Raw genomic sequence first — 15440 nt, 5'->3', positions numbered from 1 at the left:
GACAACGGCAGGAGGGCACGATGTCCGGCACGGCGGCGCCGTTTCTCACCGCGTGGTTCCGCATCCTGGACGGCGACGAGCCGGAAAGGATCCTCGACCTCATCACCGACGACTTCACCTTCTCCATCCTCTTCTCGACCGGCGGCGACTCCGCGACCGACTTCGCCGGCGGCCGGCCCGCCCTCGAGCACTACCTGGAGCAGCGGGAGAAGGGCGTGCTCACCCACCACCTGGTGGCGGCGAGCACGTCGGGGCGCAGCGAGCTGTTCCTGGGCGAGGTACGTCGTGCGGGTGCGCCGGTGGCGAGCTTCGTCGCCGCCGGACAGCTCGGCGAGTCGGGACGCCTCGAACGGCTCCTGATCGGCAGATCCCCGGCGGTCCGATTCGACGCGCCGGGACAGGCGGCTCAGGTCGGCGCGGGCACGTCGTAGGAACCCGAACAGCGAAACAGGAGATCGGATGTACAACCTCGTGCTTCTGGCGGCACGACCGCCGGAGTGGACCCACGAGCAGTTCATCGCCTGGTGGCGCGGCGAGCACGCCGAGCTCACCTACCGGCTCCCGGGACTGCGCGCGTGGCGGCACACCGAGATCGACGCGGCGTTCGAAAGCCGCTCCGAGGGCTGGGACGGGGTCTCGGTGCTCAGCTTCGACAGCGCGGACGACCTCAGGAAGGCGCTGGCCAGTCCCGAGTGGGCGGCGGCGGTCGCCCAGGTCGGCGACATGAAGGGCCGCCGGCTCGCCGTCATGGGCACCGAGAAGGAGATGTTCACGGCCTGAGGGCGGCACGATTCAGCGCGGGGATGCGAGGAGGGCGGAATGCGACAGGTAGTGAGTGAGTTCCAGCGGAGGGCCGCCGAGTCGGACTTCGTCGCCGTCATCGACGATTCCGGCGGTCATACCGCGCGGGAACTGCTCGCTCATGCGGGCGCGCTCGCTGAGGCCCTGGCCGGCGAGGGCGGCGCCGGCACCGTCATGGTGCAGGCCGACAACTCGTGGCGGACGATCGCGGCCACCCTGGCCGTGGGGATGAGCGGCGGCGTGCTCGCGGTGGTCAACCGCCACACGACCGGCGCCGAGGCCGCCGTGGCCTTCGAGGACATCCGGCCCGACGCGGTGGTGGCCGAACCGGCGGCCGTCGAGGAGTGGTCCCTGCCTCTCCCGCCGGCCTCCCCCGGAGGCGATGTGCTGGACGGCTGGGCGGTCCGCTCCGGTCATGGCCCGCGTGACGTCTCACACTGGGCCGGTGGCTCGCTCATCGGGCTGACCTCCGGCTCCACCGGACGGGCGAAGGGAGTCGTGCAGAACGAGGACGCCCTGCGGTACGCCTGCGTACAGACCGTCGCCGTCAACGGGCTGCGCCAAGGGGACGCGGTCGCGGCGCTCGTGCCGCTGTCGTCCACCGCCGCCTACTGTTTCGGCGTCTACATGGCCTTGGCGCTCGAGGGCCCGCTCGTCCTGTGGCGCAGGTGGGATCCCGCCGCCGCCCTGGCTCGCATGGCGGAGACACAGGTGCGCTGGACCATGTGCGTGCCGACCATGGCGCTCCAGCTGGGCGCCGCGGCCGCCGGCTCGCGGGTGCTCCAGGGCGTACGTTCGATCACCGTCGGCGGGGGCCCGATGGACGTGGCCGCCCTCACCCGCGCCGAAGAGTCGCTGGGCACCCGGATCCTGCGGGTGTTCGGGATGTCGGAGTGCCTGGGCCACACCTCGCCGCTGCCGGACGAGCCGCCGGAGATCCGGCTCGGCCGCGACGGGCGCCCGTTCCCCGGCACGGAGCTCCGCGTCGTCGACGGTGAGGGGCGTGCGGCACGGCCGGGCGAGGTGGGCAGAGCGCAGGTGCGAGGGCCGTCGCTGTTCCTCGGGTACGCCCGCGACGGCAGGCTGAACGCTCCCGAACTCACCCCCGACGGGTTCCTCCCCACCGGCGACCTCATGACGATCAACGAGGACGGGACCATCAGCGTCATGGGCCGCGAGAAAGACGTGATCATCCGTGGGGGCCGCAACATCGACGTCACCGAGGTGGAGCGCGCCGTCGCGACCCATCCCGGCGTCTGGCAGGTTTGCGTGGTGCCGGTCCCCGACGAGCTTCTCGGAGAACGGGTCGCGGCGTTGGTGATCGCCGCGGACGGCGGCTCGCCGGACCTCGGCGAGATCACGCGGCACCTCCACGACAGGGGCCTGTCCAAGACCAAATGGCCCGAGTTCGTGTTCCCTGTCGACGAGCTTCCGCAGACCACGGTGGGCAAGGTCTCGCGGGCCCGCGCCCGTGATCTCGCGCGTGACCTGCATGCCAACCTGGTGAGCCCGGCCGAGAAGGCGCAGGCGTGACGACCCGCGCCGAGCGTGGCCGGTGGGACGAGGAGGGAGCGGAGACGATCGGACCCGGCGTGCACCGGATCCCGCTTCCGCTTCCCGGCGACGGTCTGCGGGCCGTCAACGTCTACCTGCTCGAAGAAGACGACGGCGTCGTCATGATCGACGGCGGCTGGGCGCTTCCACGCAGCCGCCACGTCCTCGAGACGGCCATGGCGTCACTGGGGCACGACCTGGCGGAGATCACTCAGATCTTCGTCACCCACATCCACCGTGACCACTACACGCAGGCGGTGGCCCTGCGCCGCCTGCTGGGATCGCGCGTGCATCTCGGCGCCGGCGAGCGGCGCGGCCTGGAACTGCTGCTGGGCGAGGTCCGCAGCAACGTGCCCGTCACGTCCCTGAGGGTCCTGCGCCGCGGCGGCGCGGGCGACCTGGCCGATCGGCTGCTGAAGATCCAGAGCTACACGGGGTTCGACGAGACCGACTGGGAGGCCCCCGACAACTGGATCGGTGCGGGCGTGGCGGACCTGGGCAGGCGAGCGCTCCGCGTCATCCCCACGCCCGGCCACACCAGGGGGCACGTGGTCTACCTGGACGAGGCGGCGGGGCTGCTGTTCGCCGGCGACCACGTGCTGCCGCACATCACGCCGTCCATCGGCTTCGAGCTCGCCGACCCGGGGCTCCCGCTGGCGGACTACCTCGATTCGCTACGGCTCGTCACCGGCTACCCCGACGCCCGCCTGTTGCCCGCGCACGGACCGGTCACCGGCAGCGTCCACGCCCGCGTCGCCGAACTGCTGCTCCATCATGACAACCGGTTCGCGCACACGCTGCGCACCCTCGGCACGCGAACCCTCGACGCCTACGCCGTGGCGCGACAGCTGACCTGGACACGGCGCGACATCCCGTTCGCCGGCCTGGACGACTTCAACCAGATGCTGGCGATCAACGAGACCGCCGCCCACCTGGACGTCCTGGTGGCACGCGGACGGGTCACCGCCGTACTCGACGGCGGTGTGACCAGGTACACGCGGGTGGACGACGCGGCGCCGTGACACCCTCGCGCCTCACCGCGCCGTGTACCCGCCGTCCACGTACAACTCGGAACCGGTGACGAAGCTCGACTCGTCGGAGGCGAGGAACAACACCGCGTCGGCGACCTCGCCGGTGCGGCCCAGCCGTCCCATCGGGGTGTTGCCGATCATCGCTTCGAGCCGGGGAGTCCCGCGCCAGAGCTTGCGCGACAGCGGGGTCTCGATGAACCCCGGGTGGACCGAGTTGACCCGGACTCCACGGGTCGCCCAGTGCAGAGCCGCGTTCTTCGTCATCAGCCGCACGGCGCCCTTGGCGGCGTGGTACGAGAACTGCCCGCCGAACCCGCCGACCGTGCCGAATATCGACGAGACGTTCACGATGGAGCCCCCGCCGGAACGCTCGATCACCGGCCCGGCGTGCTTCATCCCGAGCCATACCCCGCGCTGGGTGACCGCGACGACCTCTTCCCAGGTCTCCAGCGTTTCGGTCTCCACGTCCGTCATCCTGGCGATGCCGGCGTTGTTGACCAGCACGGACAGGCCGCCCAGACTCGCGCCCACCTCGTCCACCACCGTCTCCCAGGCCTGCTCGTCCGTGACGTCGAGGCCCAGGCCGACGGCGCGCCCGCCCGCCTTCGTCAGTTCCTCGGCGACCTCTTCGCAGCGTCCCGGGTCCACGTCGGTCACCACGACCGTCGCGTCCTCCGCGGCGAACCTGCGGACGATGGCGTCGCCGATTCCGCCGGTCGCACCGGTCACCAGAGCCACACGTCCCGACAGTCGAGCTTTCACGGCACACTCCTTTCGGGCCGCCTGGAACGGCCGCCGTATTGTAATTGGACTGAATTCAGTTCAAAATAGCAACAAGCCGCTCCAGTGGCCAAGGGCCACGGGCGTGTCCCGGACCATCGGGACCGGGCGGATCGGGCGCCGGCGGCCCGGCGCGGTGGCGCCGACCCCCGAGCAGGACGAGACGCCGTGCCGGTACGCGTCCTCGCCGGCGGAGAACGAGCCGTCAGCCGCAGCACAGAGGAGCAGGCGTGCCCATTGAGTTCCAGGTCGGCGTCGATGTCGCCGACATCACCCGGTGTACCGCGGAGTTCGCCCGGGACGTCGTGTTGCCGGAGGAGCCGGCCTCCGGCGGCTCCGTCCACGACGGACCCGCACCGCTCAGGCGCCGGTTGCAGGAGGCCGCGCGCCGAGCCGCCATCGCGCGGCGGGCTGTGCGCGCCGCACGGGACCGGGCGGGCACGCGATGAGCACCGGCAGCACACAGCTTCCCGGCGTCGACGTCCCAGCGCTGCGGCGCTTCCTCGACGGGCGTATCGGGTGCGGGGGACCCCTGCGACTGAGCCTCATCCAGGGCGGCCGTTCCAATCTCACCTACCTCATGACCGACGGGATCAGCCGTTGGGTGCTGCGCCGGCCGCCTCTCGGGACGCTCACCCCGTCGGCGCACGACATGAGCCGCGAGTACCGCGTGGTGGAGGCGCTGGGGCCGACCGGCGTACCGGTGCCGCGGGCGGTGCTGTGCTGCGAGGACACCGCTGTGATCGGCGTCCCGTTCACGATCATGTCGTACGTGGACGGAGCCGTCCTCCGCGACGGCGACCACGCCGCCGCACTCCCCGCGGACCAGGCGCGGCGGTGCGCCGAGATTCTCGTCGACGAGCTGGTGCGGCTGCACTCACTCGACCCCGGACAGATCGGCCTCGGCGGGTTCGGCCGGCCCGTCGGATACCTCGAGCGTCAGGTACGCCGCTGGCACGGACAATGGGGCCACGTCGCGACCCGGGATCTGCCCGCCTTCCACGAGCTGCACCGGCGGCTGGCTCTGAGGACACCGGCGGCGAGCGGGACGTCCGTCGTCCACGGCGACTACCGGCTCGACAACACGATCGTCGACGCGGCCGACCCGGGCCGGTTGCTGGCCATCGTCGACTGGGAGATGTCCACGCTCGGGGATCCGCTCGCCGACCTCGGCCTGCTCCTCGTCTACTGGGACCCCGTCTGCGAGCCGGTGCTCGGAGTGCGCCACGCCCCCACGGCCAACGCCGGATTCCCGGCCGGGCACGAGCTCGCCGAGCGCTACGCCAAACGATCCGGCCGCGACATCTCGTCGCTCGCCTTCTACCAGGCGCTGGGCTACCTGAAGCTGGCCGTCATCGCCGAGGGCATCCATGCCCGCTCGCTCGCGGGTCAGACCGTGGGAGCGGGGTTCGACGCCGTCGGCTCGGCCGTGCCCGCCCTGCTGCAGGCCGGTCTCGACACCTTCCCCTGACCTGGGCCTCAGACCGTGAAACGGCCCCCGTTGCTGAGGAGTACGGCGCCCACCACGTTCGAGGCGCCGGGGGACGCCAGGTACAAGATGTTGTCCGCCAGTTCGTCGGGGGAGGCGTACCCGACCGGTCCCGACGCCGCCAGCGCCTCCCTCACCGCCGCGGGGGTCCGCGCCGCCATGGGGGTGTCCACGGGACCCGGCGCGACGACGTTGACCCGTACGCCGAACGCCGCCGCCTCCTTGGCCACCGACTGCGCGAGCGCATGGGCTCCTGCCTTGGACGCCGCGTAGTGGGCGTAGCCCGTGAGCGTGTCGAAGGCCGCCGACGATCCGACCGTGACGATGGCACCGCGGCGGGCCGGGATCATCGCGCGCACCGCGGCACGCAGGACGTGGAACGTACCGTCGAGGTTGACCCGCATGACACGGAGCCACTGATCGTCCTCGAGGTGGCGGAACACGTCGACGGGCTCACCCGACTGCTGGGCGGCGAGAATCCGCGCCTTGGCGCGGGGATCGTCGACCCCCGCGCAGTTCACGACGACGTCGAGCCGGCCGTGCTCCGCGACGATCCGCCCGATCCGCGCTTCCACGTCGGCGGCGACGGTGACGTCCAGGACGACCGCGCGGCCGGACCTGGTGGTCGCGGCCACGGATTTCGCTCCGTCCTCGTCGACGTCGGCCACATAGATCACGGAGCCGCCCTCGCGGTCGAGCTGCCGGACGACCGCGGCCCCGATCCCGGATCCGCCTCCGGTGACCAGCGCGATCGCCCCCTCGAATCTCCCGTTGCCGGTCCCGGTCATGGGGCCGCTCCTTTCGAGACGGTCAACAGCATCCCCGGGGGATGCGATCTGACGTGCTGCAACAAGCGGGCAGAGCGGCCGCGGGGCTCGCCAGGGGGAGGGCTGGATGTATCACGTCGCCGCCTTCGCCGGGGCGTCCGCCGTGGCCTTTGCAGCGGCGTCTGCGGCGGCCTTTGCGGCGGTGTCCGCGGCGGTGAGCCCGAGGACGAGGGCGGCCGCGATACCGCCCGCGTATGCTCGGTTCCACAGGCCGCCGACGTCCGACCCCGCCGCGAGGAGTCCGCCGAGTGGTTCGCCATCCAGGTTCAGGACGCGGGCCCGGTCGTCGATGAGCAGGCCGTGGAACGGAAACGTGATGGCGGGAACCGTCTCGATGACGTAGTACGGCGGTTCGTCGAGCGGGAGAGGATCCAGCCGCCGGCCGGGCGTCGGCTCGAGCCCTGCCGAGGCGCGCTGGTTGTACTGCTCGACGCCGTCGCGAACGGCCTCGCCGTCGTAGCCCCAATCCGCCGGAAGATACGCCAGTTCGCTGAGATCGTCGGCAAGTCCGACCCGGCCGCCTCGCTTGCTCGCCAGAGCGAACTTGTCCACAGCGACCGCTCCCTCGACATACGAGCCGACGATCCAGTCGCGGAACACGCGGGCGTCGGCGATGAGGAGACCGCGGCTTTCGGGCTGCTCCAGCAGCGCGATGGTCGTGAGGTGGTCGCCCAGCGTCTCGTCTGCGAACCGCTCGTTGTTCAGGTTGAACAGCAGCGCGTGCTCGCTGTAATACAGCGACAGGTCGACGAAGTCCGCCGGATCGGCGAAAGGGATGCCACTCGGGACGAGGTGGCCGTAGAAGCCGGCGGTTTCATGACCGGTGGCCGCACCGGCCTGGGCGGCCAGACGGTAGCCGCCGCCGCGGCTGTGCGGATTCGAGCGCAGTTGCATACGGTCGGCGTGAGGGTGCACGTGAGCGGTGCGGAGCTCCGGGTCGCCCTGGAATCCGCCGGTCGCGATGAGCGTGGAGCGGGCTCGCACCCGCTTTCGCGTGCCGTCGGCCGGCCTTAGTTCCGCTCCGGCGACGACCCCGCGCTCGACCAGCAGCCGTTTGGCTTCGGTGTTGAGCAGCAGTTCGCCACCGCCGTCGAGGATGAGGCGCCAGCAGGTGTCGACGTAGTGGTTGGTGTCGAACTGGTGCCCTCGGCCGAAGCTGAGGATGCGTTGCGCGTCCTTGACCTCGACGCCGACGGAGCGAATCCACGAGACCCCGTCGGCGAACCTGTCCACCAGTGCTCGCTTCAGCGGGACGTCTCCATGGGGATTTTGCTGATCCATGATTTCGTGGGTGGGGGCAGTCCACACGTACCCGGCGAAGCGCGCGGATCCCCCGACGTCTCCGCTGATCTCGACGATGAGTACGGACAGTCCGTTGCGGACGGCGCGGGCGCCGGCGGTCAATCCTGCCATGCCGGCGCCGATGATCAGCAGGTCGACGGCTTCTGCGCTCACGCGACTCTCCTCTCGCGGCACACGTTGATCGGCCGCTCAGCGAACCGACCCGGGCCTATCTGCCACCATAGACCAAACTCAATTCAGTTCAAATGATGGATTGCCGACCGTATCCGGAGCAGGTCGAGCGAGATAGGCGGCATATCAATATTGTGATGGCTCTGGGGTGGTTTGGTGATTTGTGGCTGATGGCGGCCGGGGGCGATGCTGTGAGGCATGACCAAGCGCATCCTGATTGCCCTGACCAGCCACGACGACCTCGGCGGCGTGGAGAAGACCGGATACTACGTGCCCGAGGCGGCCCACCCCTGGGAGATCTTCCGGCGGGCCGGATACGACGTGGACGTCGCCAGCGTGCGCGGCGGCGAGCCGCCACAGGACGGGTTCGATCCCGGCGACCCCGCCCAGGTCGCCTTCCTCGCCTCGCCCGAGCAGCGCGAGACCGCCCGCCTGGCCGACGTCGACGCCTCCCGCTACGACGCCGTGCTCTACGCCGGCGGCCACGGCACCATGTGGGACTTCCCCGACGATCCCGGCGTCATCCGCGTCGGCCGGGAGGTGTACGAGCGGGGCGGCGTGGTGGCCGCCGTCTGCCACGGCCCCGCCGCGCTGGTGAACCTCACCCTGTCCGACGGGTCATACTTGGTGGCGGGCAAGCGGGTGGCGGCGTTCACCAACGACGAGGAGAAGCTGCGGGGAGTGGCGCACGTGGTGCCGTTCCTCCTGGCGGACAAGCTGGTGGAGCGGGGCGCCGAGCACGAGCCGGGCCCCCACTGGCAGGCCCGGGTCGTCTTGGACGGCCGCCTCGCCACCGGCCAGAACCCCGCCAGCGCGGCCCCGCTCGCCGAGCGGGTCGTCGAGGTCCTCGCCGAACGGCGGGCGTGAGGAGGACAATCGCCGCCGGATGGCGGTTGTGCGCCACGGGCGCTGCCTCTGACCATCGGAGTAGCACAACGCGCCCCGTGGAAAGGTGAACCGCATGGCATACCACCCCAACCTCGACCCTGAACTCCGCACCGGGATCGAGCAGTCGCCGCTGCCTGCGTCCGACCTGTCGAACCTGTCGCTCGAGCAGCTCGACGGGTTCCGGGCCCAGATCAACGCCTTCCTCGCCGCCGCGCCGCCCGCCGAGACCGACGTGGTGATCGAAGACCGGCAGGTGCCGGGACCCGACGGCGCGCCCGACATCCGGGTACGGATCTACCGCCCGGCGGACGAGGCCGGGAACCGGCCCGCGCTCTACTGGATCCACGGCGGCGGCATGATCCTCGGCACGCCCGAGATCGACGAAGCGCTGATGATCAGCTATGTCGAGCAGCTCGGCATAGTGGCGGTCTCCGTCGACTACCGGCTGGCGCCGGAGAACCCGCATCCCGCGCCGGTCGAGGACTGCTACGCGGGGCTGGTGTGGACCGCCAAGGCGGCGGACGAGCTGGGCATCGACCCGGCCAGGGTGGCTGTCGGCGGCGCCAGCGCGGGCGGCGGGCTGGCTGCCGCGACCGTGCTGCTGGCCCGCGACAGGGGCGGCCCCGACGTGGCCTTCCAGCTGCTCATCTGCCCGATGCTCGACGACCGCAACATCACCCCGTCCAGCCAGGAGTTCACCGACGCGATCGTCTGGGACAGGTCCGCGAACCTGTACGGCTGGGGCGCGCTGCTCGGCGACCGGATGGGCGCCGACGACGTGTCCCCGTACGCGGCCCCGGCCAGGGCCACCGACCTGTCCGGGCTGCCTCCGGCGTTCATCGACGTCGGGGAGCTGGAGGTGTTCAGGGACGAGGACCTGGACTACGCGCTGCGGCTGTCGCGGGCCGGGGTGTCCACCGAGTTCCACCTCTACCCGGGGGCCTTCCACGGGTTCGACGGCATGGTGCCGGACGCCGAGCTGAGCAAGCGTGCCAGGGCGTCCCGGGTGGCCGCGCTCAAGCGGGCGTACGGCCTCTGACGTTCGCCGGGCTGATGTTCGCGTGCAGCCGTAGCAGGGCGAGGGCCAGGTGGGCGCGCAGGCGGCCCGCCGGGTCCGCGAGCGAGAAGCCCAGAACGGACTCGGCGCGGGCGATGCGGGCGGCCATCGAGCTGTGGTGCAGGTGAACGGCGGTGGCCGAGCCGCGGATCGAGCCGGCCAGGCACAGCGCCCGCACCGCGGCCACGGCCTCGTCACCGAGCCGCGCCATCGCCTGGACGTCGGCCAGGCCCGCGACCGCCGCCTCCGGCAGATCGGCGAACAGCGCCAGCGCGCCCAGCTCCGACCAGCGCATGACCCGGTCGTGCGGGCCGGTGAAGCGCAGCGCCGTACGCGCGCCGGCCCAGGACTCGGCCGCCTGCGCTCCCGGCAGCCCGGGCCCGATCCCCACCCGCGCCCCTTCGGGCAGCTCGGGGCCGAGGTCGGCGACGGCGTCTCCGGGCTGCCTCGGCAGGGTGGTCGCCACCAGGACGGCCTCCGTGTCGCCGATCCTGGCCTCGCGCACCTGGTGACCCATCGCGCGCAGGCCGGCCGCCAGCCCCTGGTCGGGCAGCGCGATCGCGAGGGCCTGGAGCGGGGTGGACGGGGCGAAGCCGAGCAGGCGCAGCGCCCGGGCGCGCTCCGTCTCGCCGGTCTCGGCCGACAGCGCCAGCTCGACCAGCGCCGGGTCCTGGCCCGCCCGCGCCAGAGCGGCGGCACGCTCCAGGGTGACCTCCGCGGCGGCGGCGTACCGCTCGAGCACGATCTCGTCGAGCCCGTGCGGGGGCCCCTCGCGCTCCATCCAGACCGACCCGAGACCGGAGCTCAGCTCCCTGACCTGGGCGGGAGAGGCCGCGGGGGTGTCCACGGAGCCGTTCGGCGACGTGCGGGTGCGCCGGTCGGCGGTCGCGTCGAACAGCCCGACCGGGCACTGCGCCAGCCGCGCCGTGGCGGCGAGCAGCACCGGAACGCTCACGTGGTCGCGCAGCAGTGAGTCGAAGTAGGCGATGACCCGCACCGCGCTCTCCGCGTCGCTGTCGAGCGTCGACAGTCGCAGCAGCAGTCCCTGCACAACCCCAGACTAGTTCGGTGAACGGCGACCTGGCGAGCCTACCAAGCGTGCGCTAGGTTGGTAGGCGTGGATCTCGACTTCTCCCCGGCCGAGCTGGACTTCCGCGCCGAGGTTCGCGACTGGCTGAACGCGCACGCGCCGGGGCCGCTCCCGTCCATGGACACCCCCGAGGGTTTCGAAGCGCACCGGGCCTGGGAGGCCCGGATGGCGGGCGCGCGGCTGTCCGTCGTCTCCTGGCCCGAGGAGTACGGCGGCCGCGGCGCCTCCCTGATCGACTGGCTGATCTTCGAGGAGGAGTACTGGGCCGCCGGCGCCCCCGCCCGCGTCACCCAGAACGGCATCTTCCTCCTGGCACCGTCCCTAATGAGGTACGGCACCCCCGAGCAGCGCGACCGCTGGCTCCCGAGGATGGCCAGGGGCGACGACGTGTGGGCGCAGGCCTGGTCCGAGCCGGAGGCTGGCAGCGACCTGGCCGCGCTGACCTCCCGCGCCGAGCCCGTACCCGGCGGCTGGCGGCTGTACGGGCACAAGACGTGGAGCTCGCGGGCCGCCCACGCCACGCACGGGTTCGGCCTCTTCCGCACGTCGGGGACGCGGCACAAGGGACTGACGTACTTCATGTTCCCGCTGGACGACGTCGCCGTCCGGCCGATCGCGCAGCTCGACGGGCTGCCCGGGTTCGCCGAGCTGCACTTCGACGGAGTGTTCGCCGCCGAGTCGATGGTGCTGGGCGAGGTCGGGGAGGGGTGGCGGATCGCGATGGCCACCACCTCCTCCGAACGCGGCCTCACCTTGCGCAGCCCCGGGCGCTTCCTGGCCACCGCCGACCGGCTCGTCACGCTGGCCCGCACCGCCGCCGACCCGGCGCTCGCGGACCGTGCCGCCCGGTGCTGGGCGGAGGCGGAGGCGTACCGGCTGCACACGTTCGGGACCGCGCGCAAGATCATGGCGGGGGAGGAGGCCGGGGCGGCGGCCAGCATGGGCAAGGTCTTCTGGTCCGAGCTGGACCTGCGCATGCACGCCCTGGCCATGGAGCTGCTGGGGGAGCGGGCGGGGGAGACGCCGTGGCTGGACGGGTTCCTGTTCTCGCTGGCCGGGCCCATTTACGCGGGTACGAACGAGATCCAGCGCAACATCATCGCCGAGCGGGTCCTGGGGCTGCCACGATGAACTTCGCCTTCACCGACGAGCAGCTCGCCCTGGGCGCGACCGTACGGGACGTGCTGCGGGCGCACTGCCCGCCGGCCGCGTTGCGGTCCGAGCGCCGGCCGGCCTGGGAGCAGCTGGCCGTGCTGGGGTTCTTCGGGCTGCTCCTGCCTCCCGAGAGCGACGGGCTGGGGCTCGGCCTGGCCGACGTCCTGCCCGCGCTGGAGGAGACCGGGCGGGCGTGCCTGCCCGGGCCCGTCGTGGAGACCGCCGTCGCGGCGCCGTACCTGCCGGCGGGCATTCCCAAGCTCGCCTCGGGGGCGGTGTGCGTCAGCGTGCTGCTGCCCGGCCAGGTGTACGCGCCGGACGCCGACCTCGCCGACCTGCTCGTCGTGGCCGGCGCCGACGGCCTGCGCCTGGTCGCCAAGGAGTCGGTACGCCTCACGCCCCGGCCCGGCGTGGATCCGTGCCGGCCGCTGTTCGAAGTGGCCTTCGACGAGTCCGAGAGGCTGGGCGGCTCGGCCGCACCGGCGCTGCGGCGGGTCACGGTCGCGACCGCCGCGCAGCTCATCGGGGTCGCCAGGGAGCTGCTCGCGGTCTCGGTCGCCTACGCCCGGGTCCGGACGCAGTTCGGCGCTCCGATCGGGTCCTTCCAGGCGGTCAAGCATCAGCTCGCCGACGTGGCCGTGGCCGTCGAGTTCGCGGCGCCGATGGTGTACCGGGCCGCCCTGGCGGTGGACGGGGCCGCCGCCACAGTGGAGCGGGACGTGAGCGCCGCCAAGGTCGCCGCCGGGGAGGCCGCCACGCTGGCGGCCCGGGTGGCGCTGCAGGTCCACGGGGCCATCGGCTATACCGAGGAGCTGGATCTGCGGTTCTGGCTCGCCCGGGCCTGGTCGCTGTCGGCCGCGTACGGCACCACGGCCGCCCACCGCGAACGCCTGCGCACCGCTTTGCTCGGCGGCGACCTGCGGAGGTACCCATGAGGTGCGGTGGCGCGCGGCGGCCGGCGTGATGTGCGGCCCCCTGGGGAGGTTCTCGTGAAGTTCGGCGTGCCGCTCGGGCTGCTGCATCCGGCCGCGTGGAAGGACGTGGCGATGGCCGCCGACGAGCTGGGGTTCGAGTCGGTGTGGCTGCCCGAGCACCTCGTCTTCGCCACCGACCTGTCGCTCGCTGTCTACCCGGGCACGTCAGATCCGGGCATCAAGCCGGCGACGCCGCTGTTCGACGCGCCCGCGTTCCTGTGCTGGCTGGCCGCCCTCACCTCCCGCGTCCGCCTGGGCACGGCGGTGCAGCTGCTGGCCCTGCGCCACCCCTTCGTGTCGGCGCGCGCGTTCGCCACCCTCGACGTGGTCTCGGAGGGACGGGCCATCTGCGGGGTCGGCGCGGGCTGGTACCGAGGGGAGTGGGAGGCGGCCGGGATCCCCTTCGGCACGCGCGGGGCGCGGCTGGACGAGGCGATCGAGGTGGTCAGGCGGCTGTGGAGCGAGCCGGTGGTCGCCCATTCCGGGAGGTTCTACTCCTTTCCCGAGGTCGCCTTCGAGCCCAAGCCGGTGCAGCGGCGGTTGCCGGTGCTCGCGGGCGGGGAGTCGCCGGCCGCCCTGCGCCGGGCGGCCCGGCTCTGCGACGGGTGGATCAGCATGCCGCACACGATCGAGTCGATCAAGCCGCAGCTCGACCGGCTCGGGGCCGGCGTGCCCGTGACGGCGCACGCCTACTCGCTGGCCTCGCCCGAGGAGGTGCCCGCGTGGGCGGCGCTGGGCGTGGACCGGCTGATCGTCCGTCCTTGGACGCGCAGCCGCGACGCCGTCTCCAGCCTCGCCACCTTCGCCGAGCGGTACGGGGTCGGCAGCGGCGCGCCGTGACGCCGCCGCGCCGTGACGCCGTGGTGTCGTGACGCCGTGGTGTCGTGACGCTGCGGTGCCGTGAGGCTGCGGTGTCGTGCCGTTGTGGTCAGGCGCGGTGGCGGCCCCTTCGGGCGCGGCCGGTGGAGGAGGCGCTGATTGCGCCGACCAGTTCGCGGTCGTCGTGCCCCGGCAGGGACACGGTGGTGCGGTGGCGGCTGCCATGCGGCGGGATGTTGGTGGAGGAGGCGGCGAACTGCTTCTCCACCGGCGACTCCCGGCGCCGGCGACGTCCTCGGTAGGCCGCCGTGCCGATGCCGGGCGAGTCGAGGATGTCCCCGCCCATGGTGCCGCTCCCGGCGGGGGCGAAGGCGTCGAACGCGCTGGTCGCCTGCGGGATGACGACGCGCGCGAAGGGCCCGGTGTCGAGGACGAGAGGGCCGGTGTCGCGAGCGGGCTGTGAGGGGCTCGTGTCCCCGGTGGACCCGAACGGGTCTGCGCCGAAGGCGGCCGCGGCCGGACTGGCGCTGAAGGCGTCCTCGAAGGGGTCGGTGTCACGGATCCGCTGCAAGGGCCCGGTGTCCCAGCAGGGCTCAAAGGGCCCGGTGTCGAGCGGCGCTCCGAAGGAGCCCGTGTCGAAGGCAGGCGTGAACGGGCTCGTGTCGGCGGTGTGGCGATCGGCCCTGTGCCGGTCGGCGGCGTGGTGGTCAGCCCTGTGCCGGTCGGCGGTGTGGCCGTCCAGGGTGCGGTCGCCGGCGTAGCGGCTCGCTGTGCGATCGCCCGAGGAGCGGCCGGGGGCGTGACCGGCGGCGGAGCGGTGCGGCGCGGCGTCCGCGAACGGGTCGAAGGGCCTTGTGCCGCGCAGCCGCAGCACCTGCCCGGAACCCGCGCCGACGCTGGGCTGCTCGCCGTGCCGGGCACCGATGGGGTGCTCGGCGAAGCGGGCGGCGATGAGCCCTTCGACACGAGCAGCGGCGATGCGCGGTTCGGTGCCTGCCGTGGCGGTGAGGCCGGTGGCGGCGAGGTCGGCGTCTGCCGTGGTGGTGAGGCCGGCGGCGGCGGCGAGGTCCGCGTTCGCCGTGGCGGTGAGGTCGGCGTCTGCCGTGACGGTGGGTCGTTCGGGTTGTGTAGCGGGTTCGAGGGTGTCCAGGAGGTGCCGGGTCCACATGGGTGTGTCAGCCGGCTGCGCCGCGCCGCGCCGCCTGCCGCGCCGCCGGCGGCGATGGGGTGCGGGCTTGGCCGGGCGTGGCGCCGTGCTTGCTGTGGCGGCGGCGAGCCGTACCCGGGACTGGCGGGTCTTGGCCACGGCGAGCAGGGCGAGTGCGGCCACCAGGGCGGACCCGATCAGCGTCGGAGAGTCGATGCTCGGCAACGGGCCGGTGGCTGAGGCGTCCACGTGCGTCGGCAGCGGCTCGGCGGTCACCGACGTCGTGTCGGCCGTCGTCGGCTTGGCGTGCTTCCCCTTCTTGGCGGCCTGGCCTGCGGCGGCGGAAGTGGAGGTC

General features: G+C 72.6%; 16 protein-coding genes. 11 read left to right on the top strand and 5 right to left on the bottom strand.

Annotated elements, in window-relative coordinates; all coding sequences use genetic code 11:
• The first annotated feature begins 20 nt into the window (after positions 1-20).
• The 4 genes from EJK15_RS35905 to EJK15_RS35890 are packed head-to-tail and all read left to right on the top strand — an operon-like array spanning position 21 to position 3377.
• On the top strand, positions 21-431 hold the full coding sequence (locus EJK15_RS35905) for a nuclear transport factor 2 family protein (RefSeq protein ID WP_138714932.1): 411 nt from the start codon (positions 21-23) through the stop codon (positions 429-431).
• A gap of 28 nt (positions 432-459) precedes the next feature.
• Positions 460-780 (top strand): EthD domain-containing protein, encoded by a 321-nt coding sequence (locus EJK15_RS35900; protein ID WP_138714931.1) that lies wholly within the window; start codon positions 460-462, stop codon positions 778-780.
• A 39-nt stretch (positions 781-819) separates the two neighbouring features.
• On the top strand, positions 820-2334 hold the full coding sequence (locus EJK15_RS35895; protein WP_138714930.1) for a class I adenylate-forming enzyme family protein: 1515 nt from the start codon (positions 820-822) through the stop codon (positions 2332-2334).
• Entirely contained in the window at positions 2331-3377 is a 1047-nt protein-coding gene (locus tag EJK15_RS35890) for an MBL fold metallo-hydrolase (RefSeq protein ID WP_138714929.1), read from the top strand. The genes EJK15_RS35895 and EJK15_RS35890 overlap by 4 nt, the downstream gene beginning before the upstream one ends.
• A gap of 12 nt (positions 3378-3389) precedes the next feature.
• On the opposite strand, the gene EJK15_RS35885 is transcribed toward EJK15_RS35890, so the two are convergent.
• Entirely contained in the window at positions 3390-4148 is a 759-nt protein-coding gene (locus EJK15_RS35885) for an SDR family NAD(P)-dependent oxidoreductase (protein ID WP_138714928.1), read from the bottom strand.
• Positions 4149-4396: 248 nt separating this feature from the next.
• On the opposite strand from EJK15_RS35885, the gene EJK15_RS35880 reads away from it, so the two are divergent.
• Together EJK15_RS35880 and EJK15_RS35875 are read left to right on the top strand one after the other, a co-directional pair.
• Positions 4397-4615, top strand: coding sequence for a hypothetical protein (locus tag EJK15_RS35880; protein ID WP_206061299.1), 219 nt, complete (start codon positions 4397-4399; stop codon positions 4613-4615).
• Positions 4612-5637, top strand: coding sequence for a phosphotransferase family protein (locus tag EJK15_RS35875; protein WP_138714927.1), 1026 nt, complete (start codon positions 4612-4614; stop codon positions 5635-5637). Before EJK15_RS35880 ends, EJK15_RS35875 begins: the two co-directional genes overlap by 4 nt.
• Positions 5638-5645: 8 nt before the next feature.
• On the opposite strand, the gene EJK15_RS35870 is transcribed toward EJK15_RS35875, so the two are convergent.
• Together EJK15_RS35870 and EJK15_RS35865 are read right to left on the bottom strand one after the other, a co-directional pair.
• Positions 5646-6443 (bottom strand): SDR family NAD(P)-dependent oxidoreductase, encoded by a 798-nt coding sequence (locus EJK15_RS35870; RefSeq protein WP_138714926.1) that lies wholly within the window; start codon positions 6441-6443, stop codon positions 5646-5648.
• Positions 6444-6554: 111 nt separating this feature from the next.
• Positions 6555-7937 carry an FAD-dependent oxidoreductase gene (locus EJK15_RS35865; protein ID WP_138714925.1) on the bottom strand — a complete coding sequence of 461 codons (1383 nt, stop codon included), beginning with the start codon at positions 7935-7937 and terminating at the stop codon, positions 6555-6557.
• A gap of 216 nt (positions 7938-8153) precedes the next feature.
• Here EJK15_RS35865 and EJK15_RS35860 point away from each other — a divergent pair, with 216 nt between their 5' ends.
• The gene (locus EJK15_RS35860; RefSeq protein ID WP_138714924.1) at positions 8154-8822 is read left to right on the top strand and encodes a type 1 glutamine amidotransferase domain-containing protein; all 669 of its coding nucleotides are present in this window, start codon (positions 8154-8156) and stop codon (positions 8820-8822) included.
• A 94-nt stretch (positions 8823-8916) separates the two neighbouring features.
• Positions 8917-9882: an alpha/beta hydrolase gene (locus EJK15_RS35855; protein ID WP_138714923.1), complete on the top strand. Its 966-nt coding sequence runs from the start codon at positions 8917-8919 to the stop codon at positions 9880-9882.
• Here the strand turns inward: EJK15_RS35855 and EJK15_RS35850 are convergent.
• Positions 9860-10951, bottom strand: coding sequence for a helix-turn-helix domain-containing protein (locus tag EJK15_RS35850; RefSeq protein WP_138714922.1), 1092 nt, complete (start codon positions 10949-10951; stop codon positions 9860-9862). The genes EJK15_RS35855 and EJK15_RS35850 overlap by 23 nt on opposite strands.
• A 66-nt stretch (positions 10952-11017) precedes the next feature.
• On the opposite strand from EJK15_RS35850, the gene EJK15_RS35845 reads away from it, so the two are divergent.
• Genes EJK15_RS35845 through EJK15_RS35835 form a run of 3 tightly spaced genes read left to right on the top strand, consistent with a single transcriptional unit; the run spans position 11018 to position 13959 of the window.
• Positions 11018-12121, top strand: a complete 1104-nt coding sequence (locus EJK15_RS35845) for an acyl-CoA dehydrogenase family protein (RefSeq protein ID WP_138714921.1) — start codon at positions 11018-11020, stop codon at positions 12119-12121.
• A complete protein-coding gene (locus EJK15_RS35840; RefSeq protein WP_138714920.1) occupies positions 12118-13080 on the top strand; it encodes an acyl-CoA dehydrogenase family protein in 963 nt (320 codons plus the stop codon). Before EJK15_RS35845 ends, EJK15_RS35840 begins: the two co-directional genes overlap by 4 nt.
• A gap of 54 nt (positions 13081-13134) precedes the next feature.
• The gene (locus tag EJK15_RS35835) at positions 13135-13959 is read left to right on the top strand and encodes a TIGR03619 family F420-dependent LLM class oxidoreductase (RefSeq protein ID WP_138714919.1); all 825 of its coding nucleotides are present in this window, start codon (positions 13135-13137) and stop codon (positions 13957-13959) included.
• 88 nt (positions 13960-14047) lie between these two features.
• Here the strand turns inward: EJK15_RS35835 and EJK15_RS71110 are convergent.
• Positions 14048-15440, bottom strand: a 1393-nt coding sequence (locus EJK15_RS71110; RefSeq protein WP_171074715.1) for a hypothetical protein, incomplete at its 5' end; no start/stop codon positions are given.

It is taken from the genome of Nonomuraea basaltis (assembly GCF_005893125.1).
Classification (GTDB): Bacteria; Actinomycetota; Actinomycetes; order Streptosporangiales; family Streptosporangiaceae; genus Nonomuraea; species Nonomuraea basaltis.
The sequence above is the reverse complement of the archived record's forward strand: the minus strand, read 5'-3'. Positions and strand labels throughout refer to the sequence as shown.